The sequence below is a fragment of the Rhodococcus indonesiensis genome, assembly GCF_047782815.1.
Taxonomy (GTDB): Bacteria; Actinomycetota; Actinomycetes; order Mycobacteriales; family Mycobacteriaceae; genus Rhodococcus; species Rhodococcus indonesiensis.
This window is the reverse complement of the sequence record NZ_CP180630.1, coordinates 722637-746732: the sequence shown is the minus strand read 5'-3', so window position 1 is coordinate 746732 and position 24096 is coordinate 722637. Positions and strand designations below refer to the sequence as shown.

The window sequence follows — 24096 nt, the reverse complement described above, 5'->3', positions numbered from 1 at the left end:
GAAGCCCGCTCGTGTGATCGCAACCCTTCGCCGATCGGACTTCGAGCGTGCTCGTCCGGTGGCATTCCCGACGGGACACCGAACCAGGATTCCGCGGTACCCCGCTGGGCGAGTGGGCGACGGACTCGAGCCCGGCAGGACAATCCCGGACTCGTTAGCCTGGAACGATGAGCACTCCCGTCATCACGCTGAATTCCGGAACTACCATCCCGCAGCTCGGCCTGGGAGTCTGGCAGGCCACCGACGAGCAGACCGAACACGCCGTGCGTTACGCCCTCGACGAGGCCGGCTACCGGCACATCGACACCGCCGCCGCGTACGGGAACGAGGAGGGCGTCGGACGCGGGATCGCTTCGGCGTCCGTCCCGCGGGAGGAGGTCTTCCTCACCACGAAGTTGTGGAACTCCGACCAGGGCTACGACCGGGCGACGAAGGCGTTCGACGAGAGCCTGCGCCGCCTCGGCACCGACTACGTCGACCTGTACCTGATCCACTGGCCGCTGCAGGACAACGACCGGCTGCTGCGCACGTGGGACGCGCTCGAGAAGATCGCCGAGTCCGGACGGGCCAAGGCGATCGGTGTGTGCAACTTCGAGCCGCACCACCTGCAGCTGCTCGTCGATCGCGGCGGCATGCTGCCCGCCGTCGACCAGGTGGAGCTGCACCCGCACCTTCCCCAGCAGGAGATCCGCGCCTTCGCGGCCGACCACGGGATCGCCGTCGAATCGTGGAGTCCGCTGGGCGGAACCAGCAACGCGGGCTGGGGCCGCGAATCCAAGCCGAACACACTCCTGGTCGATCCGATCATCACTCGCATCGCGGACCGGCACAGCAAGTCGGCCGCCCAGGTGCTGATTCGCTGGCACCTGCAGAACGGGCTGATCGTGATCCCGAAGTCCGTCCACGACGAGCGGATCACGCAGAACATCGACGTGTTCGACTTCGAGCTCGACGACCTCGATCTGAGCGAGATCGCGACCCTCGACGACGGCACGCGGGTCGGCATGCACCCGGACGAGATGAACCTCGGCGCACCGAGCTGACGGACGCACCCTGCAGCCGCGCCCATCCGGCGCGGCTGCCTGTTCGGACGCCTTCGCCGAGCTCTTGCGCTCCCGGCCCGGAGCACGAATAGTAGAACACGTTCTCATTCGCAACCCGGCCGGCCGGGTTCGCGATCCGGTTCGTGCAGAGGGGCAGGGCGTGACGACACACATCATCTCGGGCACCGCGATCGAGATGCCGGTGCGGGTCCGGGCCGCGACGGCATTCACCGCGATGTACTCGGTGCCCGCCGCGCCGGCACAGGCGCTGATCGACCACACGGGACTCGAACTGCTGCACCCCCGCCCGGGTCGCGGAATCTGCGTCCTGGTATTCGTGGACTACGTCGACGGTGATCTCGGACCCTACAACGAGTTCGGCGTGTGCTTCCTCGTTCGCGACCACCGCCGGCGCGGCGGCACCGCCCTGCGAGATCTTCGGGAACTCGCGCGTGGCGGCGCGGGTGCCCTCATTCACCGGCTCCCGGTGGACGGCGAATTCACCTTGGCGGCGGGGCGCAGCATCTGGGGTTTTCCCAAGACTCTCGCCGACTTCGACGCCGACCACACCGGCGACGTCAAGCGCGCGTCGGTGCGCAGCGACGGGCAGCTGATCGCGGAGCTGTCGGTACGACCGGGTCTCGCAGTTCCCGGTCATAGTGCTGCCGCCTCCGTAACGGCCTACTCGCATCTGGACGGGGTCACCCGGCGCACCGGATGGGCGATGCATCCTTCCGGCGTGCGTAGCCGGATCGGCGGCGCGGACCTGCGTCTGGGCACGCATCCCGTCGCCGGGGAACTGCGCACCCTGGGACTGCCCCGACGTGCACTGCTCACGTCGTCGATCTCTCGCCTGCAGATGACCTTCGGAGACGCCGAACCGATCTGACCCGGCCGCCGGGTTTCGGGACGTGCCGCAGAGGGCACCCACCGAGTCGAAGACACAATCGATCGGTGAGGTCACCATGATCAACAACAGCGACATCGATGCACTCGTCGGCGCGACCGTCCACGGCCCCGGCGGCAAGCTCGGCAAGATCGGCGAGGTCTATCTCGACAACCGGACCGGCAACCCTGCGTGGATCACCGTCGTCACCGGCCTGTTCGGCACCCGTCGGCACTTCGTGCCGATCGACGTCGCCGAGCTGGACGGCAAGGACGTCCGTCTGCCGTTCGACAAGGACACGGTGACCGGCGCTCCGAACATCGACGAGGACGGCCGTCTCACTCCGGAGGAGGAGACCCAGCTCTATCGCTACTACGACAGGGCGGATGCCGATACCGATACCGGCCGCGCGCCGGATACCGACCGGATGCCTGACACCGGTCACGGCACCGGCCGGACACCCGACGCCGGGCACGGCACGGTCCGGACGCCCGACACCGATCGGCTGCGCGACGCCGATCGGACACCGCCCGCCGGTGCGCCGGGTGTCGCGACCTCGGCCCCGCCGTCGGCACCGTCGCACGGTGGCGACACCGGGACACCGCAGCAGCACGGCACGCCGCAGCAGGGCACGGCGCAGCAGCACGGCACGACGCACGACGCGCCCTCGCCCGGTCTGCGGCTCCACAAGCGGGTCGTGACCACCGAGTACTACGTCGACGAGGGCGCCCCCGGCCAGCATCCCGACCAGGAGGACCGACGATGATCGAACGCGAACCCGCCGGGGCCAGTGCCGCCGGCAGAGAACCGGTTTCCGACCGCGACCGCGTTACCGACCGCGACCACGTCACCGACCGCGACCGCATTTCCGACCGCGACCGCGTGGTAGCGGACGACCGCGCAGTCACCACCACCGCCGCCCCCTTCGAGGAGCGAGTGACGACGAAGCCCGCCAAGACGAGCGTCGCCGCCGCACTCGCACTCGCCGTCGGCACGGCCGCACTCGTGTGCGTGCTCTCGCTCGTCCTGTCGCCGGTGGGTCTCGTGCTGTCCATCATCGGCATCGTGCTCGGTATCGTCGGCGTGCGCGCCGCCCGGCGCCTCGGGGTGACCGGACGAGGCGTGGCCATCGCGGGCATCGTCCTGAGCGTCGTCTCGCTCGTGCTGTCCATCGCGTACGTCGCGGGCGTCGTCACGGTGCTCAACAACGACCGCATGGTCGAGCAGCTCGAACAGCAGCTCGATCGGGCGCGCGACCAGCTGCCCGACAGCATCGAGGTGCCGCAACCCGGACAGTGACGGACCGGTGCTCACCGGAGCCGGCCCCTAGAGCCAGGTGTCCTCGGAGGTGCTCGTGAGAAACGCCTCGAGGTCGTCCCGCCAAGGGGCCGGCACCGTCTTGTCCGGCTCGATCCCGGTGTACTGGCCTCGGTAGAACAGCAGCGGCCGCTCCTTCTCGTCCCGAACCTCGCTCAGCGACGACACCCGGCCGAACACCACCCAGTGGTCGCCCCCGTCGTGCACGGTCTCCACCGTGCAGTCGATGTGTGCGAGGGAGCCGGCGAGGATCGGCGAGCCGAGCGGCGACGGACGCCACTCGACACCGGAGAACTTGTCCGGCTCGCGGGACCCGAACCGCGCGCACGTGTCCCGCTGTTCCTCCGCGAGCACGTTGACGCAGAAGCGCCCGGAACGTTCGATAGCGGTCCACGACCGCGACGTCTTCGTCGGGCAGAACAGCACCAGCGGCGGATCCAGCGACAGCGCCGCGAACGACTGGCAGGCGAAGCCCACCGGTTCGCCCGCGTCCACGGTGGTGATGATCGTGACCCCCGTGCAGAACTGGCCGAGCACGGTGCGGAAGGTGCGGGGGTCGATCGCGACGTCGCCGGGTCCGGTCATGGCTGCAAGCCTACGCTGAAGTCGTGGCCCCACAGGCTGACGGCCGTGGACTCGCGCGCGATCCATTCCCGGTCCTCGACCTGCCTTCCCTCGCAGCCGAACTCGACGTCGAAGCCGCCGGGTGTCTTCATGTAGAACGAGAGCATCAGATCGTTGACGTGCCGGCCCAGCGTCGCCGACATCTTGACCTTGCGGCGCAGGGCCCGGTCCAGGCACAGCCCGACGTCGTCGGAATTCTCCACCTCGATCATCAGGTGCACGATGCCGCTCGGCGTGGGCATCGGCAGGAACGCCAGGCTGTGGTGACGGGGGTTGCATCCGAAGAAGCGGAGCCAGGCCGGTTTCCCGTCGGCCGGACGGCCCACCATCTGCGGCGGCATGCGCATCGAGTCCCGCAGCCGGAAGCCGAGGACGTCGCGATAGAAGTGCAGCGCCTCCTCGTCGTCGCGGGTGGACAGGACGACGTGCCCGAGTCCCTGCTCGCCGGTGACGAACCGGTGCCCGTACGGACTGACGACGCGGCGGTGCTCGAGCGCGACCCCGTGGAACGCCTCGAGGGTGTTGCCGGACGGGTCCTGGAAGACGACGAGTTCGTCGACTCGCCGATCGGCGAGCTGCTCGGCCGTGCCCTCCTTGAACGGCACTCCGGCGGCGGCGAGGTTGTCGCGTACCTCCTGCAACTCGGCGGCGTTCGCGGTCTCCCAGCCGGAGACGAGGAGCCGGTCGCTCTCGTGCGGCTCGATGACCAGACGGGCCGGGAAGTCGTCCATCCGGAGGTAGAGCGCCCCGGGATCGACGCCCTTGCCCTCGACCATGCCGAGCACCTTCAGACCGTATTCCCGCCAGGCGTCCATATCGGTGGCGCCGATGCGCAGGTAGGCGAGGGATCGGATACCCATGTCAGTTGCTCCCGTCCGTCAGGAAGTCCGTTGTCAGGCGGTTGAACTCGTCGAACTTCTCGAGCTGAGCCCAGTGTCCGCAGCCACCGAAGACGTGCAGTTGCGCCCGCGGGATCATCTTGAGCGCGACGAGCGCACCGTCGAGCGGGTTGACCCGGTCCTCGCGTCCCCAGATCAGCAGCACGCGCTGCCGGAGCTTGTAGGCGTCGCGCCAGAGCATGCCGAGCTCGAAGTCCGGTCCGGAGAACGACTTCCCCATCGCGCGTGCGGCAGCGAGGGATTCCGGGGTGATCGCGGCGGCGAACCGTTCGTCGACCAGCTCGTCGGTGATCAGCGACTGGTCGTAGACCATCACCCGCAGGAACGCCTCGAGCTTCTCCCGCGTCGGGCCCTCCGGCGGCGCCGCGAACCGGCCGAGGTTCTTCACGCCCTCGGTGGGGTCGGGGGCGAAGAGGTTGACGCTCAGTCCGCCCGGACCCATGAGCACGAGCCGTCCGGCCCGGTCCGGGAAGTCCAGCGCGAATCGCACTGCGGCACCGCCGCCGAGCGAGTTGCCGAGCAGGTGCACGCGCCCCTCGATCCCGAGGTGGTCGAGCAGGTCGTTCAGCGCGGTGGCGCTGTGCACGAAGTACTGCGGGTGCTCGGTCGGCTTGTCCGACTTGCCGTAGCCGGGCTGGTCGACACACAGGACGTGGAAATACTCGGCCAGCACGGGGATGTTGCGGGCGAAGTTGGACCAGCCGGAGGCGCCCGGTCCACCGCCGTGCAGCAGCACGATCGTGGTGTCGTGGCCGACCCCCGCCTCGTGGTAATGCAACCGCAGGTCGTCCCGCACCTGAGCGAACCGGGACGTGGACTCGTAGGTGATCTCTTCCGTTGCAGTCAATTCGGCCTCCCCTACACCATCGTGTCGGTGATCGGCAGGCCGAACTCGCCGGCGCCGAACATCACGTAGGCACGCTCGGCGTCGTTGGCGGCGTGGACCCGCCCGGCGTGGGCGTCGCGCCAGAACCGCTGGATCGGCGTGCCGTTGGCGAGGGCGGTCGCGCCGGAGTTCTCGAACAGCAGGTCGATGGACGCGATGGCGCGGCCCGTCGCGCGGACCTGGTCGCGACGAGCGCGCAGCCGCAGTTCCATCGGGACCTCCTCGCCGGCGACGAGGTGCGCGTACTCCTCGGCGACGTTGCCCGACAGTTGACGCCACGCGGCGTCGATGTCGCTGGACGCCTCCGCGATCCGGACCTTGGAGAACGGGTCGTCCTTGGCCTTCTCCCCCGCATAGGCGGCGCGAACCCGCTTGCCCTGGTGTTCGACGTGGGCCCGGTACGCACCGTAGGCCATGCCCACGATCGGAGTGGAGATCGTCGTGGGATGGATGGTTCCCCAAGGCATCTTGTAGACCGGTGCAATGTTGCGCTCGAGACCCGGCGCGGTGAGCTCGCTCATGGCCCGGAAGCTGAGGAAGCGGTGGCGCGGCACGAACACATCCTGCACCACAACGGTGTTCGATCCGGTACCCCGGAGCCCGACGACGTTCCAGACGTCGTCGATCGCGTAGTCCGCGCGCGGGATCAGGAAGCTGCCGAAGTCGACGGGACGGCCGTCCTTGATCACCGGCCCACCCACGACGACCCAGGTGGCGTGGTCACACCCGGAGGACCAGGCCCACGCGCCGTTGACCCTGTATCCGCCGTCGACGACCTCGCCGGCGCCCATGGGAGCGTAGGACGAGGAGATGCGAACATCGGTGTCCTCGGCCCACACGTCTTCCTGGGCCTGCTGAGCGAACAGCGCGAGATGCCAGTTGTGGACACCGATGATGCCGGAGACCCAGCCCGTGGAGCCGCACGCGGCGGCGATGTTGCGGACCGCCGTGTAGAAGGTCACCGGATCGGCTTCGTACCCGCCCCACTGGCTCGGTTGGAGCAGCCGGAAGAAGCCGGTCTCCTGCAGCGCCTTGATCGAGTCGTCGGGGATACGGCGAAGGTCTTCGGTCTCCTGTGCACGTTCCCGCAGGGCGGGCAGCAGCGCGTCGATCCGCTGCAGCACCTCGTGGCTCTCGTGGTCGCCCACTGGACGCTCCCGTCTGTTCCGGAATTGATCGCTTGATTCGAGACTAGAACACGTTCCCATTTGTGTCGAGACCGGAGTCGCAGCCCAGGTCGACGGCCTTTCCGTGGGACGAAAGTCCTCGAATGCTTCCGGTATGCGCCAAAATTCTATAACGTGTTCTACCAAGCATCCGAAGGAAAGTGAGGGGACGATGGCACAGGTTCGCGAGATCGACGTCGGAGAGGTCCGCACGCGGTTCGCGCGGGGGTGGCACTGCCTCGGGCTGGCCCGGACGTTCAAGGACGGCAAGCCGCACGCCGTCGAGGCCTTCGGGACGAAGCTCGTGGTCTGGGCCGACAGCGCAGGTGAGCTGAAGGTCCTCGACGCCTACTGCCGCCACATGGGCGGCGATCTGTCCCAGGGGGAGGTCAAGGGCGATTCCGTCGCCTGCCCCTTCCACGACTGGCGATGGGGAGGCAACGGCAAGTGCACCGACATCCCCTACGCCCGCCGTGTCCCGCCGCTCGCCCGCACCCGGGCCTGGCTCGCGATGGAGAAGAACGGTCAGCTGTTCGTCTGGAACGACCCCGAGGGCAACACCCCGCCGCCGGAGGTCACGATCCCCGACATCGAGCAGTACGGGTCGGACGAGTGGACCGACTGGACGTGGAACTCGATCCTCATCGAGGGCGCCAACTGCCGGGAGATCATCGACAACGTCGTGGACATGGCGCACTTCTACTACATCCACTACGCCTTCCCGACGTACTTCAAGAACGTCTTCGAGGGACACGTCGCCGCGCAGTACCTCAACACCCGGGGCCGGCCGGACAAGGGCATGTCCACCCAGTACGGCATGGAGTCGCTGCTGAAGTCGTTCGCCGCGTACTACGGTCCGTCCTACATGATCAATCCGATGACCAACAGCTACGGCGGCTACGAGGTCGAGTCGGTGCTGATCAACTGCCACTATCCCGTCACCCACGACTCATTCGTGCTGCAGTACGGCATCATCGTCAAGAAGCCCACCGGCATGCCCGAGGAGGCGTCGAACAAGCTGGCCGCGAAGCTGACCGAAGGCATCGGCGAAGGCTTCCTGCAGGACGTCGAGATCTGGAAGAACAAGACCAAGATCGACAATCCGCTGCTGTGCGAGGAGGACGGCCCGGTCTACCAGCTACGACGCTGGTACGAGCAGTTCTACGTCGACGTCGCCGACGTCACCGAGAAGATGACGCAGCGCTTCGAGTACGAGGTGGACACCACCAAGGCCAATGAGGCATGGCAGGCGGAGGTCGCCGAGAACCTCGCGCGGCAGAAGGCCGACCAGGGCAAGCAGGAAGCGGAGGTCTGACGATGGATCCCTCGACCCGGGCGCGCAGCTGGGCGAAGGCCCCGGACTTCGCCGGCCAGCCCGCGCGGGTCGAGGCGGTCCGCGCCCAGACCGCCATCGACAAGATCAACTATCTCGATTCGGGACTGCACGAGGTGCAGTGCCGGGAGTGCGGCACCTGCGTGCTGGTGCGCAAGAACAGCTTCGATCACACGAGCGTGCAATGGTGCGAGGACCCCGCGGCGGTGTGCCCGAATTTCCGGGGCTCCGAAGTCCCGGGTGCCCTGCGCGACGGCTGCCCGCAGCTGCGCGCCAGCATCGAGCAGGCGGTACTCGACGGCCGGATCACGATTCCGGACTGACGGCGCATGGATGTGCCCCGCCCGGTACTCCTCGAACCGACTGCTCCTCGAAACGACCTATTCTCAGGGATGGTCAGTCCCTCCATCGATGCCGAGCGCGTTGCATGTCCACCCGCTTCCCGGTCACGGCGGTGCCCTCTTCGAGCAGGAGTGCCGGTGCACGACCGCCGTGACACGAGGCGGTTGTTCCGTCGGCGTAGACGACGCGCCACCAGGGAACGTCGTCGTCCAGCAGGCTCATCGCTCGGCCCACCTGCCGTGGACCTGCCCCGATTCTCCTGCCGATATCGCCGTAGGAGGCAACCGAGCCCGGAGGGATGGCAACAACCGCCTCCCGGACCGCGTCGATGATGCTCATCTCATCTCACTCCTCGCGAATCACGCGACGACCGTCCTCGTCCGGTTACGAACGCAGGATCGGGTCCGGTTCGCGCACCACCGTGGTGGCCGTTCCAACGGTGACCCTCTCCTGATGATCACTCTATGCTGGCATGGTGTTCCTTGTATTCGGCTACGGCACCAAGCGGCAACACCTCGGCTCAGGGCAGACCCGAACGTGCCCGCGCTGCCACAACACCACACAGTGGGCACGGATGCGGGAATTCAAGCAGTTCACGATGTTCTTCGTTCCGGTCGCGCGATGGCAGCGCCGACAGCTGGAGCAATGCGGCATCTGCGGCACCGCCGTCGGAATCTGAGCGCATTCCGGTGACGCGGCACCAACGGAGCGAACGTCGACCGCTCATCTGATACAGGAATCGACGAAGCGGGCCGAGCAGCAGAGCAGTTCCGAAGAAGTGGCATTGCTTGCACTCGCATGAAAATCGATATGCAACAAAATCTTCCGTATGTCGCGACACTCGTCACGGTGGTGACATCGTCGTCGCCGACGAGGTGTGCCTCGCCCCCGCGAGATCTTCCGTCGCTGAACGCTTTTGCCTGCGCCGGTGGTGGCCGAGCGCGGAGGCAGGTCGCCGGCGGCGTCGACGCCCCGGGGAACTACCGGTGATCGTGGACTCCGCGTTGCGGTGCGTGCGAGGAGGTGTTCGGCGCGGCGGCTTTTCTGTCGGCGTAGGTGTGGTCGTTGCCGAACGCGCGCGCCAGGTACGGCAACGTGCAAACCTCCGCGGGTGGGTGCCGGTCAGCGCCTCGGCGACCAAGGCGAGCGTCCCGAGTGGGACTGACATGTGCACCTCGATCCACCGATAGACGGACGACACGCACCCGATCGTGCGTCGGGGCGGCATCCCTACCCGGTTCGGTGCGGGAAAGTCTCTTTCCGTCGGCGCATTCGGGCGTAGATCGTTGCACTTGCCGCACGGGGGCAGCCCCTCTGCGCTGCCGCCTCCGGACGCCGAACGAGTCGAGGCTCCGGTGTGACAGGTGGGACTACTATCGCCGCCCTTCGACCCGCGCCGACTGGCGTGGCCGGTTTCGACCGATCTGATGCGGCGACTGGTGCGTCCAACTCGCGGTTGGTTCGTCTGAGGAAGCAGACCTCGCCCGGAACGGGACGGGGCGGACCGTTCTTCGAAAGGACCCGGCGATGACCACCCACCTATCCCTCCGATTCGCCTCTGATCTTGCCGGGGGTGTGCGATGAGCGCCCCGGCCGTGGTGGTCGAAGACCTGCACGTCGCCTACGGCACAACCTGGGCCCTCGACGGTATCGACCTGGACGTCGCCGCCGGGACCACGCTCGGGGTGCTCGGCCACAACGGGGCCGGCAAGACCACCCTGATCCGCACCCTCACCACCCTGGTGCGCCCCACCATCGGCCGCGTGCAGATCCAGGGCCTCGACGTGCTCGCCGACGCCACCGAGGTCCGCCGCCGGATCGGGGTGACCGGCCAATACGCCGGTCTCGACGACTTTCTCACCGCTCGCGAGAACCTGGAACTGATCGGCCGCCTGACCGGGCTGCGCCGCACCGCCCGCACCCGGGCCGACGCGCTGATCGATCGGCTCGGGTTGCACGAGTACGCCACCCGCCGGGTCGGGGAACTGTCCGGGGGCTCGCGCCGCCGGATCGATCTGGCCGCCAGCCTCGTCGGGTCCCCGTCGGTGCTCTTCCTGGACGAGCCGACCACCGGCCTGGACCCCCTCGCCCGCGCAGGCCTGTGGGAGGTCGTCGACGAGCTCACCGGCGCGGGCACCACCGTCGTGCTCACCACCCAGTACCTCGACGAAGCCGACCGGCTCGCCGACCACATCGTGGTCCTGCGCCGCGGCCGGGTCGCGGCCCGCGGCACCCCTGCCGAACTCAAACGCATCGTCGGCGGCAAGGTCCTCACCGCGACCGTCCCCACAGGTCGGCTCGCCGTCCTGCCGTTCCTCCCGGACACCGAGCGGGTCGACGGCGACCGGGCTCGGGTATCGGTCACCGTCGACGACGCCCCCACCGCGGCCGCGCTGGTCGCCGACCTGCACCGCGGCGGCTTCGAGGTCACCGACTTGGACGTGACCTCCCCGAGCCTCGACGACGTCTTCACCCACATCGCCCACACCACCGGAGCCCACCGATGACCACCATGCCCGCGATCAAGCGGTCCACGATCGGGGACCAGCTCACCGCTCTGACCGTCCGGAACCTGCGCACCAGCGCCCGCGTCCCGCAGCTGCTGATGTTCTCACTGACCATGCCGATGGCGATGCTGGTGTTGTTCAGCCAGGTCTTCCGCAGCGTCACCGCCGGACCCGGTTTCCCGCCGGGCGTCAGCTACATCGACTTCCTCACCCCGGCCATGCTCGCCGTGTCCACCGTGATGGCCGGCACCAACGCCGGGGTTTCGGCCGCGATCGATCACACCAACGGTCTGCACGACCGTTTCGCGGCCCTGCCGATGCGGACGGCGCTGCCGGCGATGGCCCGCACGCTCAACGAAGGCGTGTTCACCCTCGCCCGGGCCGCGCTGCTCGCACTCGCCGCCCTCGCACTGGGTTTTCAGTTCCACGGCACCGCCGTCGATGCGGTCGCCGCGGTCGTGGTGCTGGTGGTGCTGGCCGGGGCGATGAGCGCGTTGTTCGGGCTGATCGGGGACCGGCTGCGCCGCCCGGACGTGGTCCAGTTCGCCGGGATGATGGTGATGATGCCGCTGATGTTCGTCTCGAGTGCGTTCGCGCCGATCGAGACCATGCCCGGCTGGATGCAGGCGATGGCGGCGGCGAATCCGGTCGCGCACGCCACCGACGCCCTCCGCGGCCATGTGCTCGGTACTGCCACCGCCGCCGACACGGTCACCGCACTGGTCGCAGCGCTCGGATTGTGGGCGCTGGTGACCGCCGTCCCCGTCCTCACCCGGCTGGTGCGGTCGGCCCGCGCCCGCTGAACGCAAAACCCACCGCGCAGCGCGCACGAGACACCCGCCTCGTTCTTTCTCCACAGGAAAGGATGGGGCGGGTTCTCGTGGGTCTGTTCCCGGTACGGCGCCAGGCACTCCGCCGGCCCCTACCCGGTGGAGAATGGCGAGGGGCCGGCAGAGCGGTCAGGTCAGTGGGTGCGCCCGCTGCGGGCGGCGACGGCGCTCATGTGACGGCGTCGAGCAGCTGCAGTTCCTCCGCCAGGATCAGCTCGATCTCGTCGTCGGTCAGGCCCGACAGCAGGTGTGCGGTCAGCATTGCTCTCACCTCCTCGACTGCGCGCCTACCGGTACGTCGAACCGGGACACCGGGATTCGACATCGTCACCCCTAGAGACGAGGCACCCCGGATACGGACGCACGGTGTGCCTTTTCGCGGTATCGGGCGTCGGTACCGGTGCGCGGACCCTCGTAGGGGTCACCACCGCGCCGACAAGGCACAGGCACCGAGGACGGAAAGGGACCCCAGCACATGGGCAAGGACACGAGCCACTGCCGTGACTACCAGAGTCACCGACGGAGAACCGCACGACGACACGTACACCACGGGACTGCTGCACGGATAGGTGACATCTGATCTGTGGTGCCGTCAGGCGCTGCTGGAAGGATGGACCCCGTGCCCAAGCCCTATCCGAGAGAGTTCCGCGACAACGTCGTGCGGGTGGCCCGAGGTCGCGAACCCGGCCAGCATCTGCGGCAGATCGCCGCAGACTTCGGCATCAGCGAATCCTGTCTGACCAACTGGCTGAGGAAGGCCGACGTCGAGGACGGCATCAAGCTCGGTTCCACGGCCAGTGAGAACGCCGAACTGCGTGAAGCGCGCAGACGCATCCGCCTGCTCGAGCAGGAGAACGAGGTGCTCCGCCGGGCCGCCGCCTACTTGTCGCAGGCAAATCTCCCGGGAAAATGATCTTCCCCCGCAAGCGGGAGGTACCCCCACCGCTCGTCCGCGAGCTGGTCGTCCGCGGGATCCCTGTCGCGGTGACGTGCCGGGTCCTGGGGAGCGCACGCCAACCGTATTACCGGTGGCGCGCCGACCCAGTCACCGACGCCGAACTCGAGCAGGCGTACCGGGCGAACGCCCTGTTCGACGCCCACCGCGAAGACCGAAGAATTCGGCTACCGGCTCCTGACTGACGAGGCCCGCTATGCCGGCGAGCCGATGTCGGACCGCACAGCCTGGCGGATCTGCTCCGAGAATCGGTGGTGGAGCGTCTTCGGCAAGAAACGTGGTTCGAAGAAGGGCCGTTCCGGGCCACCCGGGGCCTTTGAGCCCTTGCCGGTGGAGGTCGACGGGCCCACGCTGATGACTGAAGGGACGGTCGAAGATGGACGAGTTGGTTTCGGTGCAGTGGCTCGCGGAGCATCTGGACGATCCGCGACTGCGGGTGTTCGATGCCACCGTGCAGGTGACCCGGCGGTTATGGGTGCCCACCATTCGCAGTGGCAGACGCGAGTGGCGGCAGGGACACATCCCGGGAAGTGCCTTCGCGAACCTGTTCGACCTGTCGGACCCGGACCGGCCGAAGAGGACGCTGACCACGCCAACTCCCGAGTGGTTCTCTGCAAGAGCAGGGGCGCTCGGCATCGCAGACGACAGTCGGGTGGTCGTATACGACCGGCGCGAGAACATGTGGGCCGCGCGGCTGTGGTGGATGCTGCGCACGTTCGGGTTCGACAATGCCGCTGTCCTCGACGGAGGCTGGACAGCCTGGCAGAAGCAGGACTATCCGGTGTGTACCACACGCTGTGGGTACCCGCCCGCCACCTTCCACGCCACGGCGCGTCCAGACCTGGTCGTCGACAAGCACGCGGTCCTTGAGGCACTCGAGGACCCGGACGTGGTCTTGATCAACGCCTTGGGCCGACGCCAACACCGCGGCGACGTGAACGAGTACGGACGACGCGGGCACATCCCAGGATCCCGCAACGTCACCGCCTGGGAGATCCTCGATCGAACCACCCAGTGCTACCGGCCCCTCCCCGAACTCCGCAGCAAGGTCGGCTCGGCATTGGAGGCAGAACGCGTCATCACCTACTGCGGCGCCGGCGCCGCGGCGTCGAGCCTTGCGCACGTCCTCGTCCGTCTGGGCCACCCACATGTCGCCATCTACGAGGGCGGACTGCTCGAGTGGTGCGCCGATCGGCACCTGCCGCTCGAAACGGGCTCGTAGCGAGGCAATACGCAGCACCGGCAAACGCGCCGACCAGGCGAACCGACGCGGGAAACCAACGGTGCGTCACACCGCCGCCAGTCGCGCTGGTCTGCGGCCCAGCATCAGGCAATGCACCTCAGCGTGGGTGCGGACCCGGCCCCACAGGCTTGGGTCGAGGCACGCTTCAAAGCTCACGTGAGACGACCCTCCGAAAGTGGCACCGGCGCGCCACGAAATCTGGGGCAGTGACACCGGGTGGGGGATCCGGCAGGGTGCCTGTGGGCAGGTGTGGGTTACCGCAGTCGAGGGTATTCGATGCAACATAGGCCGTTGACATCCGGTTCGACGTGCCAGCAGCACCGGCAGGGTATCTCGCCGGTGCCCCGGAAAGGACATCCGCAATGCTAGGACTCGGAATCATCGGCTGGATCATCATCGGCGGACTGGCCGGCTGGATCGCCAGCAAGATCATGCACACCGACGAACAACAAGGAATTCTGCTCAACATCGTCGTCGGCGTCGTCGGCGGCCTCCTCGGCGGCTTCCTACTGAGTCTGCTCGGGGTCGACGTCGCGGGCGGCGGACTGATCTTCAGCTTCCTGACCTGCCTGCTCGGAGCGGCGCTGCTGTTGTTCGTGGTCAAGGCCGTCACCGGGCGACGCCACGCACACCACTACCGCTGAGGATGCTCGGCGTCGACAGAGCGGACGCCTGCTCCAGGTGAGCTCGGTCGAGGTCGACGCCCTCTCGACCACAGGATCGGCCGCTGCAGTTGCGGAGGGAGGCCATGACCGGACAACCGCGGCGTCGCCCACGTCGACGTCAGGATGTGGAGGTCCTCCCTCCCGGTGTCGGCACCGTCGAGGTCGAAGCCCTGCGGTAGGCGTTGCGCCGGGCCTGGGCCGAGGGATACCACGCCTCGAATGTCGACGCCTGCTTCAACGCCGAGTTCGGAACCGATCGGCGCAGCGCCAATCCCTACGACGGGCCCGCAGCGGAGCAGTCGGAGCGGCGCGACGCCAGCTGATGGAGTCGCCGAGGAAGACCGTTCGGCCACGCGGCCGGACGGTCAGCACGCCCGCGTCTCCATCTGGTCCGGCCGCACCAGCCGGCACCATCGACTGCACCACGCCCTCGCCACCGCCGCCAGCCGAGAAGCGTTACGCGAGCACCACATCCGCGTGGACCGGGTTGTGGCCGTGGCCGCCGGCCGCGCCGCCGCCACCCTCGTCGCCACCGCCCGGCTCCGGTCCCGCACCACCACGTCGGCACGATCTGCGATGTGCTCACCCGCGCCGGCATAGACACCAGACGATTGCCGGCGCCAAGCACCGCGCCGCGATGCTCGACCAGCGCCGCCGCACACTTCGCACTACCCGGTCCCCCGTCCAGCCTCGCCGCGGTGGCACACCGAACCGACCGGAACGCACAGTGCGGGCATCACTACATCGGACAAACCACACGTCGGGTCCGGCGTGGACCGATACCGTGGACAGTCCACTCACCCGTGTCGACAGGTGACTCGTTTCCCGCACGTTCCGCGCATCGCCAGGATCCAGGATGTGCACTGGCCCCGGCTGTTCGAGCTGGAGCGTCGGATATCGATACGGTGGCAAGTGGATACGATGGACAGGAAAGGACGGGGATTGTGGCACGACGCACCATTGTCACCTATTACGACGATCTCGACGGCAAACCGATCGACGACGGCTTGGCCCAAACCTTCGAATTCACCGTCGACGGTGTCACATACGAACTCGACCTGCGGCCGGCCAACGCCGACGCCTTCCGCAAAGACCTCACCCACTGGATCACCATCGCCCAACGCCAGAAGCGTGACGCGACCCGCCGGCCCCCCGTCACCGGCGCCCGGAAGCGCCACAAGACCGTCGCCGGGACGAAAGAGCAGCTCGCCGCCATCCGCGCCTGGGCCAAGACCCACGGCTACCAAGTCTCCGACCGCGGCCGCATTCCCCAGCGTGTGATCGACCAGTTCGAGGCGGCCCATCGCTGACCACCGCCGCCGAACGACTTCACCCGACCGCGTGCCCATGGCCGCGCGGACACCCACTGCCCACACTCCCCTGCCGGACCCCACACGCGGACACACTGACCGACGCCCCGGCGCAGATCTTCCCAGGGGCCCGCGCCACATCGTTCGACAGGATCCGCAACTTGATCGGAAACTCGACTCCGGCAGGCCGGATTCACCTCCGCGCCAGTCGTAGTCAGCCCCGCTCCCCTCAACCGAAAGATGCGCCCTGTTTGCCGATCGTCGGTCAGCCGCCATAGGGGCGGGTGATGATCTCCAGGTTGTGCCCGTCCGGGTCGGACCAGTACACGCCCCGGCCGCCGTCGTTGTGATTGATCGTGCCGGGCTGCTGATGCCCGGGATCAGCCCAGTAGTCCAAGCCCCGCTGCGTGATTCGCTCGAAGATCCGGTCGAACTCGTCCTCCGAGACCAGGAAGGCGTAGTGCTGGGGCGAGATGTCCCGACGAACGTCGAGGAAGTCCAACGAGACGTCGTTGCTCAGCGGCAGGACCATGAAATGGCCGAAGGGTTCCGGGGCCGGGAGCCCGAGAATGTCTGCATAGAACCGCGCCGAAGCTGCGCGGTCACGGACGTGGACGATGGTGTGGTTCAACTGCACCGACATTGAGCACTTCTCCTGAAATCCATGGGACAAAGGGCGGCCACGTGCCGGTCGCACCGACGCGGTCGCGGCAGTCCGGCCGGCTCGGTACACGGTCGTCACCCACACCGTAGCCGGGCAAGCCGGAGGGACGGAGTGGGGAGGAGTGCACGTCGATGATCACTGCACGTCCGCAGGCTGCGATGCGCTCGGATACGTCGAGAACAACACTCATTGGGAGTGAAGGTGTTCCGGCGGAGAGGATTTCGGTGCGGGCACTGCTGGCTGCAGTAGTTCGGTGCGGGTGCCGGGCATGCCGCTGCGGCCTCGGTCGGTGCACTTGACTGCCAGGACCTGATTGATCCCGAGCCGGTTCGCCGCAAAACTCAACGCCGCACCGGCCATGTACAGCCGCCACACCCGGGCCCGCCCGGCGCTGCTGTGTGCGACCGCCTCGTCCCAGTTCGCCTCCAGGTTCCCCACCCACGCGCGCAGCGTCGCCGCGTAGTGCTCGCGCAGCGACTCGACGTCGCGCACTTCGAAACCGGCCCCTTCGAGCGCCTCGACCATCGTCGCGAGCGGCAGGATCTCCCCGTCCGGGAACACATAGCGGTCGATGAACGAGGTTTTGGAGAATGTGGCCGAGGTGCCCGGTCGCCGCGAGATCGCATGATTGAGCAGCCGCCCCTGCGGGCGCAGCAGCGCGAACAGGTCCGCGGCATAGGTCGCCAGCATTGCGGCACCGACGTGCTCGGCCATGCCGATGCTCGCGATCGCGTCGTAGGGGCCGTCGGTGACGTCGCGATAGTCCTGGACCCGGATCTGCACCGACTCGTCCACGCCCGCGCCGACCATCCGCGCACGGGCATAGTCCGCCTGCTCCCGGGACAGGGTCACACCGACGACACGCGCGCCGTAGTGACGGGCCGCGTGCAGTGCGAAGGTCCCCCACCCGCAGCCGACGTCGAGTACCCGCATGCCAGGCGTCAGACCGAGTTTGCGGGCCACCAGATCGCATTTGGCGTACTGGGCCGCATCCAGATCCGCGCTCGGCTGCCCCCAGTACGCGCACGAGTAGGTCATCGACTCGCCGAGCACGAGGCGGTAGAAGTCGTTGCCGACGTCGTAGTGGTGACTGATCGCGGCGGCGTCGCGCCCCTTGTCGTGCCGGCGCCCGCGCGCCGGGGTCATCTCCTCCGCCGGCGGCTTCGGTGGCAGACCGAGGATCCCCAGCCGCAGCGCCGCCGTCAACAGTGCCTTCTTCGTGTGCCCGTCGATCCGGACGCCGGGGCCACGGCTCGGATCCGACACCTGCTCGAGCGCCTCCAGGCCGGCGAGCAGGTCGCCCTCGATGTCGATGTCGCCGCAGACGTAGGCCCGTGCGAAACCGAGGTCGTCGGGTGCCCACAGCAACCGCCGCAACCCCCGCCGGTTGACCAGGTGCACCTGCCATGGGGCGTCTGGCGGCCCGCTGCGGCTACCGTCCCAACCTTTGATCCCCACCGGCACCTGCGTGCCGAGCACCGCACGCACCAACGGCGCCACCGTCTCCGCCACCGTCATAGCCACCTCCATCCCGCGTGGGATCCGTCCGCCATCGCGCCGGCTCGGTTCACGTCCCACGTCGTGCCGACCGGCACGGTCGACCCGCCCCGACCTCCCGCCCCCCTCGTCGAGGGTGTCGAGGCAACCCCTCGCCGCACACCATCACACCACTTTCCGCACGTCACCACCGCGTCTTCGCGTGCCGGACCTCGCCGAGGAACCGGCTGTGAGCCGGTAGGGCTGCGCTCACGCCGACGGCGTCGACAACACCGGGAGACCGTCGACCGACCCGGGTCCGGACGTCGCCACGTCGACGTCGGGAATCTCGGTTGTCATCCCGGCAGGTGACCCCCCGGTCTCGGACGTCCCGCTGGGCAGAGATCTCGACCTACTCGTCGGTTCCGTTCACGCGGACTGCTGCCCATCGCGAATCATCCGGGTGGCACCGGCGCAGGGCACATCATCCCGAACAGCAATCAATCCCCTGTGTCGGAGCCGGATCCAGCGAACTCCTGACGGTCCCCGCCCTCGAGCCGCTGCCCGACGGGCGTCCGCAGCCGAGCCGACCCCGAAGGCATGCCGGCGTGGGCCTGCCGCCGCAGCGTCTCCAGGTTCTGTCGCATCTGTGGCCGCATGTCCTGGTGCTGCGGGTGCAGGCGGGAGTAGAGCGCGAGCAGCGGACGGTACGGCAGTACGTCGATCCGGTACGAATGCGTCACACGGGTCCCGTGGCCGTCCGCCCGGAACACGTAGGACCAGGTGGTCGAGTCGTGGTACAGCGGGTTGCGCCGATCCGAGACGGTTCGGAATTCGAACCGCTCGCCGGGATCGGCGGCGATCACCTCGCAGACCCGGGACCAGCGCATGTGGTGGGCGCGGTTGCGTCCGCGGAAGCGGGCCCCCACTGTCCCCGGCGGCCGCCCCGGCAGCCACTCGCAGCTGCGGCACTCGGGACTGCGCTCGCCGATGCGTGTGACGTCGGCGACCGCGTCGCACAGCTGCCGGGCCGGGGCGTCGATCCACAGTTCCACCGACCCGTCGGTGCGGGGCGGCCGGTGCAGCCGCGGGCCCACATCGACGTCGGCGCCCCACCGAGCGGCGCATGCCCGCCGATACGGTCGCGCGAACGCATGCAGCAGCAGGAACCGGGTGGCGGGACCGACCTTGCCGACGGCGACGGCGTAGTCGTCCCGATCGACCCCGTCGACCACCCAGTGCGCTTCGATCCCCAACTCCCGCTTCGTCTTCGAGGCGATGAACACCCGCTGCTCCACCTCGTCCCATTGATCACGGGTCAGGGTCCGTGCGACGACCGGCATCATCTCGTCCTCTTCGCGCTGGAGATGCGGCAGCAGCACCTGTTCGAGTGCGGTGAGGGCACGCAGCAGATCTTCCCGGGCTGCGGGATCGGCACGGTAGTCGGCCGCCGCGGCGGTCACCCGTTCGATCTCTGGACCGATCCGCGCATGGTCGGCGTCCATCGCGTCGAGCAGGGCCTCGGCGGCCGGGTTCACGGCGCGGACCAGGGGCCACAGTCCCTGATCCTCACCGCTGTGGTGCAGGTGCAGGAACTGCATCATCCACACCAGATGATCGGCCAGGGCGACCCGCTGGGTCCGTTCGGGCGCAGGCTCGGTCCGCAGCACCTGGGCGGCGCGCGCCAGATCGCGGCGCAGCGCGCTGTGCACGATACGCATGATCCGCGTGTCGGCAGGGGGCAGAGTGTCGGTTGTCATGACCTACTCCAGACAACAGCGCCCGAGTCTCACCCCGGGCGGTCGAGAATTTCTTCGATGCGGTCGATGAGCCACGCCTCGTAGCGGACCCGACTCCAGCCGCATCCCTCGATGAAGAGGGCGTAGACCTGGTCGCCGGTCTGGACCCACAGTTCGTCGACCTGACCGGGATCAGGACGGCGGCCCAGAATCACGCCGGCAACGTCGGTGATCGAGCGCCTGCGCTGCGCCTCCAGGTCGGCGCCCACCGCGGCGAGCGTGGGATCGACCGTCGCCCCCTGGCGCAGTGCCGCGGCCAGGCGATGGAGGCGCGCGTTGATCAGGCCAACCATGCGTACGGTGATCTCGATGCGCTCGCCGGTCGTGCGCCCGGCACCGATCGCCGTGTAGACGGGCCGGGCGGCCAACGGCACCGGCGCATCGTCACCGACGACGGCTACCTCCAGCGCCCACTTCAGCAGATCCGCCTTGGATCCGAACGTCGCGTACACGGTTTCGACGGACACCCCCGCGGCCCGCGCGACATCCCTCATCCCGGTGCCGACCCAGCCGCGCTCGGCGAACAACCGGGTGGCGGCCTCGAGGACGACCGCCCGTGTCTGGGCTGCCTGCCTCCGGCGCAGCGAAGAGCGGTACCGGCGGGTTCCGGAGCCGCCGGCCGTCGAGTCGTGCTCGACCGTGGACATGCCCCGATTCTAGAACGTCTGCGTTTTCGATACAACATCGTTCCAGTGAAATTCGGGGCACACCTGTTCGTACGCGAATACCTCCACAGGGCCAGCCCATTCGTCACCTCGGACCGGCCCGTTGCACGCCCCCCTGTCCCGCTGCCCACAAACCGGGAACTCGACGCTCCGTCCTGCAACGGATCGACCGAGCACCGCAGCCGCCACACCACGGCGCTCCCCTCCGCCGAGTCGGCAGACGCCTATCCCCGACCCACGACTTCGTCCCCAGAACGGATCACGGGTTCATGCCCGGCGGAACCGACAAGACCTTCCCGGACGCTCCTCTGGCCGAGGTCCGACTCGTCCGATAGCTGCCCCGTGTCGGGCGTGTGCTGCGGGCATCGACCTGCCACAGCACGTGCAGCGACGACTCCGCCCGAGTGTCCGTGGCGCGCCCTGACGGATGCCCCCACCGGTCCCCCGGCCGACCGCGTGGGCATTACCGTCGACGACCGTTCCGACGCAGTTCCCGACGATTCGCACCGCGGCGCTCGAACCATTGCCGAGGTATCCGGCCCATGGGGCAGCCTCAGCCGGTCGACACACTGGGCGCCGTGGCGAGCGATGAATCCGCCCACGCCCGCGGGTCTACCTTTACGACCGAGACACACCATCTCACCGGGAGCTGAGCCATGGGCCTGATCGACATCGAACTGTTCACCACCCTCGACCTCGTCGGACAGGCACCCGGCGGCCCCGACGAAGACCCGGAAGGGTTCCCGTTCGGCGGCTGGCAGGCACCGCTGCTCGACGAGGTCACCGGCGCGCAGATCGGGGCCGCCTACGAAGGCACCGACGCCCTGCTGCTCGGCCGCCGGACCTACGACATCTTCGCCGCCTACTGGCCGCACCAGGACAGCGGAGAGGACCACGAGATTGCCACGCTCTTCAACCGCGTCCCGAAGTACGTGGCCTCCCGCGGCCGGCCCGACCTCTCCTGGGCCGGATCCACGCAGCTCGGCCCGGATCTGGTCGCCGCGGTGCGCGAGATCCGGGACCGGCACGAGCACGTCAAGGTTGTCGGGAGTCTGGATCTGGTCCAGACCCTGCTGCGCGAGAAACTCTTCGACCGGCTCGACCTGTGGGTGCACCCGATCGTGCTCGGCGTCGGGAAGAAGGTGTTCGAGGCCGGCGCGGTGCCGACCAACCTCACCCTCCTCGCACCGCCGGTCGCCGGCCCGACGGGCACCGTGTACCTGCGCTACGCGCTCGCCGAGGGCATACCCGGTACCGGGGACATGAGCGCACCCGACCGCGGCGTCGGGCGGGACGGCTGAAGCCGCCCTGGGTCCGTGTCCTCCGCGGTGCCTCCGCCAGGTCGGCGACACCACGAACTGAGCGGACGGGAACGACGACACCGCCGTCGTTCCCGTCGGCGCATCACCGGCGAGGGAGTCCCCCGACCCGAACACGGCCGCGCCCAGCGGCGTGTACTCGGGACGTCATGTGCCGCAGAAGGTTCGGAACGTCGCGTTGAACGACGGCGGGGCGGGTGTGGTGTAGTCGGTCCACTCGTCGCGGCGGTCGAACGGATGTGTGACGACCTCGAGCAGCTTCTCGAACGCGGCGAACTCACCGTCGGTCGCGGCACGCAAGGCGGCATCGACCTGATGATTGCGCGGGATGTACAGCGGGTTCACCCGGTCCATCGCCTCCGCGGCCGCCGCCGCCCCGCGCCCCTGCGTGGTCAGCGTGCCACGCCAGCGTTGCACCCAGGGCCCGATGCGCTCGCGCGGGACCAGGGCGTGCAGCGGCGCCGAATGTCCGCGCAGCTCGTCCGCGAGCGCACGGAAGCTGCCCGTCCAGTCGGCGCCGTGTTCGGCCATCAGCCTCAGCAGGTCGTCGACGAGCGCACGGTCGAGGAGCATGCCGGACGCCCCGAGCTTGGCCGCCATCCCGGCCGCGTAGTGGCCCTCGTATCGCTCCTCGAAGGTGTCGAGGACTGCCGACACCGCCGCAATCGCGTTCTCCGGTGTGGAGTCGATCAGCGGCAGCAGCGTTTCCGCGAAGCGGGCCAGGTTCCACTTCAGGACAGCGGGCTGGTGGCCGAACGCATAACGGCCGCTGTGATCGATCGAACTGAACACCGCCGTCGGGTCGAACGCATCGAGGAAGGCGCACGGACCGTAGTCGATGGTCTGTCCCGAAATGGTCGTGTTGTCGGTGTTCATCACCCCGTGCACGAAACCGATGAGCGTCCACTGCGCCACCAGTGCTGCCTGTGCCTCGACCACCGCTTCGAAGAATGCCAGGTAGCGACTGCCCGCACCTGTCGCCGGCAGCTCGGCCGTCTCCGGGTAGTGGCGGGCGATCGCGTAGTCGGCCAGCCGCTGCAGGACTCCCTCCTGTCGGGCCGCGAGTTCGAAGGTGCCGACCCGCAGGTGACTGGCCGCGACCCGGGCGAGCACGGCACCGGGCTCGGCGCCGTCTCGGCGCACACGACGCCCCGTCGCGACCACCGACAGCGCGCGCGTCGTGGGAATACCGAGGGCATGCATGGCCTCGCTGACCAGGTATTCGCGCAGCATCGGGCCGAGGACCGCGAAGCCGTCACCGCCTCGGGAGAACGGCGTGGGCCCCGAACCCTTCAGGTGCAGATCCATCCGCCGACCGTCACTGCCCACCACTTCGCCGAGCAGCAACGCCCGGCCGTCCCCGAGCAATGGTGTATACCCGCCGAACTGATGTCCCGCATACGCCATCGCCACCGGTGTGGCCCCGGCCGGTGTCGTCGATCCGGACAGCACCCCGACCCCGACCTCGCTCCGCAGCACCGCCACGTCCCATCGCAGCGACGCGGCGAGCTGCTCGTTGAGCACCAGCAACTGCGGGTCGGGAGCATGAACGCCCTGCCACGGCACCGCCAGAGCACCCAGCTCGTCGGCAAACGTGCTTTCGAATCCGGCGATCGCCGGGTTCGTGCTCGGCGTGGACTCCGGGAATGCAGTCATCAATCGAGGGTAACCACCGCGCTACCGGCCGTCGGCAGCGCCGGTCGCCTCGCAGCACCCCGTGGCGGCGGACGGAAGGGCCGAGTTCACGACGCGGGCACGGGACCGGAGTCATGGCCGGATCGGCGACGAGAGCGGGCCAGAGCCAGCCCACCGAGGATCGTGCCGATCAGCCCCAGCGCCACGGCGACGACGGCACCGGCGAGCCCGTTGCCGGTGCCGAGACCCCCGGCGGAGTTGACCCCGTGCAACCCACCGGCGATCACGCTGAGCGACCCCAGCACCACGGCCACGATCGCCCGGGCCCGTCCGGTGCCGGGCCGGCGGTATCGGGCCAGAGCCAGCCCACCGGCGACGGCGCTGATCAAGCCCAGTACGGCTGCCGCTGTGGGCACGGTTCGTCCGACGCCGACTTCGTAACCGGCGGCGAGAACGGGGACCGGTGTCATCGCCGGTGCGGCAAGCAAGTCGAGGACAGTCATTGCGGTTCCTTTCGGTCGAGCGACGGCTC

General features: G+C 68.5%; 26 protein-coding genes. 15 read left to right on the top strand and 11 right to left on the bottom strand.

Annotation, left to right across the window (positions count from 1 at the left end; genetic code table 11):
• Nucleotides 1-167: 167 nt before the first annotated feature.
• The 4 genes from ACM26Y_RS03535 (at nt 168) to ACM26Y_RS03520 (ending at nt 3228) form a co-directional block, all read left to right on the top strand.
• Nucleotides 168-1043, top strand: coding sequence for an aldo/keto reductase (locus tag ACM26Y_RS03535; protein WP_289377223.1), 876 nt, complete (start codon nt 168-170; stop codon nt 1041-1043).
• A gap of 196 nt (nt 1044-1239) precedes the next feature.
• On the top strand, nt 1240-1932 hold the full coding sequence (locus ACM26Y_RS03530) for an acetoacetate decarboxylase family protein (protein WP_416063607.1): 693 nt from the start codon (nt 1240-1242) through the stop codon (nt 1930-1932).
• 76 nt (nt 1933-2008) lie between these two features.
• Nucleotides 2009-2695, top strand: coding sequence for a PRC-barrel domain-containing protein (locus ACM26Y_RS03525; protein WP_371384552.1), 687 nt, complete (start codon nt 2009-2011; stop codon nt 2693-2695).
• Nucleotides 2692-3228 carry a DUF4190 domain-containing protein gene (locus ACM26Y_RS03520; protein WP_289377217.1) on the top strand — a complete coding sequence of 179 codons (537 nt, stop codon included), beginning with the start codon at nt 2692-2694 and terminating at the stop codon, nt 3226-3228. Before ACM26Y_RS03525 ends, ACM26Y_RS03520 begins: the two co-directional genes overlap by 4 nt.
• Nucleotides 3229-3255: 27 nt before the next feature.
• Here ACM26Y_RS03520 and hsaB read toward each other — a convergent pair whose 3' ends face one another.
• The 4 genes from hsaB to hsaA are packed head-to-tail and all read right to left on the bottom strand — an operon-like array spanning nt 3256 to nt 6803.
• Nucleotides 3256-3831 (bottom strand): 3-hydroxy-9,10-secoandrosta-1,3,5(10)-triene-9,17-dione monooxygenase reductase subunit, encoded by a 576-nt coding sequence (gene hsaB, locus ACM26Y_RS03515; RefSeq protein WP_003935870.1) that lies wholly within the window; start codon nt 3829-3831, stop codon nt 3256-3258.
• Nucleotides 3828-4730 (bottom strand): iron-dependent extradiol dioxygenase HsaC, encoded by a 903-nt coding sequence (gene hsaC, locus ACM26Y_RS03510; protein ID WP_003935871.1) that lies wholly within the window; start codon nt 4728-4730, stop codon nt 3828-3830. The genes hsaB and hsaC overlap by 4 nt, the downstream gene beginning before the upstream one ends.
• A gap of 1 nt (nt 4731) precedes the next feature.
• Complete coding sequence (gene hsaD, locus ACM26Y_RS03505; RefSeq protein ID WP_416062651.1) at nt 4732-5616, bottom strand: 4,5:9,10-diseco-3-hydroxy-5,9,17-trioxoandrosta-1(10),2-diene-4-oate hydrolase; 885 nt, start codon at nt 5614-5616, stop codon at nt 4732-4734.
• A gap of 11 nt (nt 5617-5627) precedes the next feature.
• The gene (hsaA, locus tag ACM26Y_RS03500) at nt 5628-6803 is read right to left on the bottom strand and encodes a 3-hydroxy-9,10-secoandrosta-1,3,5(10)-triene-9,17-dione monooxygenase oxygenase subunit (protein ID WP_416062650.1); all 1176 of its coding nucleotides are present in this window, start codon (nt 6801-6803) and stop codon (nt 5628-5630) included.
• Nucleotides 6804-6993: 190 nt separating this feature from the next.
• On the opposite strand from hsaA, the gene ACM26Y_RS03495 reads away from it, so the two are divergent.
• Together ACM26Y_RS03495 and ACM26Y_RS03490 are read left to right on the top strand one after the other, a co-directional pair.
• Nucleotides 6994-8136: a Rieske 2Fe-2S domain-containing protein gene (locus ACM26Y_RS03495; RefSeq protein ID WP_054371647.1), complete on the top strand. Its 1143-nt coding sequence runs from the start codon at nt 6994-6996 to the stop codon at nt 8134-8136.
• A gap of 2 nt (nt 8137-8138) precedes the next feature.
• Nucleotides 8139-8477, top strand: a complete 339-nt coding sequence (locus ACM26Y_RS03490; protein ID WP_003935875.1) for a hypothetical protein — start codon at nt 8139-8141, stop codon at nt 8475-8477.
• Nucleotides 8478-8550: 73 nt separating this feature from the next.
• Here ACM26Y_RS03490 and ACM26Y_RS03485 read toward each other — a convergent pair whose 3' ends face one another.
• Complete coding sequence (locus tag ACM26Y_RS03485) at nt 8551-8835, bottom strand: MGMT family protein (protein WP_003935876.1); 285 nt, start codon at nt 8833-8835, stop codon at nt 8551-8553.
• Nucleotides 8836-8968: 133 nt separating this feature from the next.
• Here ACM26Y_RS03485 and ACM26Y_RS03480 point away from each other — a divergent pair, with 133 nt between their 5' ends.
• The 8 genes from ACM26Y_RS03480 (at nt 8969) to ACM26Y_RS03445 (ending at nt 16006) form a co-directional block, all read left to right on the top strand.
• On the top strand, nt 8969-9175 hold the full coding sequence (locus ACM26Y_RS03480; RefSeq protein ID WP_003935877.1) for a zinc-ribbon domain-containing protein: 207 nt from the start codon (nt 8969-8971) through the stop codon (nt 9173-9175).
• 901 nt (nt 9176-10076) lie between these two features.
• Nucleotides 10077-11003, top strand: coding sequence for an ATP-binding cassette domain-containing protein (locus ACM26Y_RS03475; RefSeq protein ID WP_289377210.1), 927 nt, complete (start codon nt 10077-10079; stop codon nt 11001-11003).
• Nucleotides 11000-11806 (top strand): ABC transporter permease, encoded by an 807-nt coding sequence (locus ACM26Y_RS03470; protein WP_371384555.1) that lies wholly within the window; start codon nt 11000-11002, stop codon nt 11804-11806. The genes ACM26Y_RS03475 and ACM26Y_RS03470 overlap by 4 nt, the downstream gene beginning before the upstream one ends.
• A 646-nt stretch (nt 11807-12452) precedes the next feature.
• Nucleotides 12453-12746 (top strand): transposase, encoded by a 294-nt coding sequence (locus ACM26Y_RS03465; RefSeq protein ID WP_289377206.1) that lies wholly within the window; start codon nt 12453-12455, stop codon nt 12744-12746.
• Between the two features lie 418 nt (nt 12747-13164).
• Nucleotides 13165-14010 carry a sulfurtransferase gene (locus tag ACM26Y_RS03460; RefSeq protein ID WP_289377204.1) on the top strand — a complete coding sequence of 282 codons (846 nt, stop codon included), beginning with the start codon at nt 13165-13167 and terminating at the stop codon, nt 14008-14010.
• 383 nt (nt 14011-14393) lie between these two features.
• Nucleotides 14394-14675, top strand: coding sequence for a GlsB/YeaQ/YmgE family stress response membrane protein (locus tag ACM26Y_RS03455; protein WP_003935883.1), 282 nt, complete (start codon nt 14394-14396; stop codon nt 14673-14675).
• A 498-nt stretch (nt 14676-15173) separates the two neighbouring features.
• Nucleotides 15174-15296: a hypothetical protein gene (locus tag ACM26Y_RS03450; protein WP_416062649.1), complete on the top strand. Its 123-nt coding sequence runs from the start codon at nt 15174-15176 to the stop codon at nt 15294-15296.
• 344 nt (nt 15297-15640) lie between these two features.
• Nucleotides 15641-16006 (top strand): histone-like nucleoid-structuring protein Lsr2, encoded by a 366-nt coding sequence (locus tag ACM26Y_RS03445; RefSeq protein WP_289377199.1) that lies wholly within the window; start codon nt 15641-15643, stop codon nt 16004-16006.
• A gap of 265 nt (nt 16007-16271) precedes the next feature.
• Here ACM26Y_RS03445 and ACM26Y_RS03440 read toward each other — a convergent pair whose 3' ends face one another.
• The 4 genes from ACM26Y_RS03440 to ACM26Y_RS03425 all read right to left on the bottom strand — a co-directional run bounded on the left by ACM26Y_RS03440 (nt 16272) and on the right by ACM26Y_RS03425 (nt 20592).
• Entirely contained in the window at nt 16272-16649 is a 378-nt protein-coding gene (locus tag ACM26Y_RS03440) for a VOC family protein (protein ID WP_289377196.1), read from the bottom strand.
• Nucleotides 16650-16856: 207 nt separating this feature from the next.
• Nucleotides 16857-18188 carry a class I SAM-dependent methyltransferase gene (locus ACM26Y_RS03435; protein ID WP_416062648.1) on the bottom strand — a complete coding sequence of 444 codons (1332 nt, stop codon included), beginning with the start codon at nt 18186-18188 and terminating at the stop codon, nt 16857-16859.
• Nucleotides 18189-18646: 458 nt separating this feature from the next.
• Nucleotides 18647-19906: a hemerythrin domain-containing protein gene (locus tag ACM26Y_RS03430; protein ID WP_416062647.1), complete on the bottom strand. Its 1260-nt coding sequence runs from the start codon at nt 19904-19906 to the stop codon at nt 18647-18649.
• Between the two features lie 29 nt (nt 19907-19935).
• Nucleotides 19936-20592, bottom strand: a complete 657-nt coding sequence (locus tag ACM26Y_RS03425; RefSeq protein WP_416062646.1) for a TetR/AcrR family transcriptional regulator — start codon at nt 20590-20592, stop codon at nt 19936-19938.
• 674 nt (nt 20593-21266) lie between these two features.
• Here ACM26Y_RS03425 and ACM26Y_RS03420 point away from each other — a divergent pair.
• Nucleotides 21267-21911, top strand: a complete 645-nt coding sequence (locus tag ACM26Y_RS03420; protein WP_416062645.1) for a dihydrofolate reductase family protein — start codon at nt 21267-21269, stop codon at nt 21909-21911.
• A gap of 165 nt (nt 21912-22076) precedes the next feature.
• On the opposite strand, the gene ACM26Y_RS03415 is transcribed toward ACM26Y_RS03420, so the two are convergent.
• Together ACM26Y_RS03415 and ACM26Y_RS03410 are read right to left on the bottom strand one after the other, a co-directional pair.
• Nucleotides 22077-23585, bottom strand: a complete 1509-nt coding sequence (locus ACM26Y_RS03415; protein ID WP_416062644.1) for a protein adenylyltransferase SelO — start codon at nt 23583-23585, stop codon at nt 22077-22079.
• Between the two features lie 86 nt (nt 23586-23671).
• Nucleotides 23672-24067, bottom strand: a complete 396-nt coding sequence (locus ACM26Y_RS03410) for a DUF6223 family protein (protein WP_416062643.1) — start codon at nt 24065-24067, stop codon at nt 23672-23674.
• Between the last annotated feature and the right edge of the window lie 29 nt (nt 24068-24096).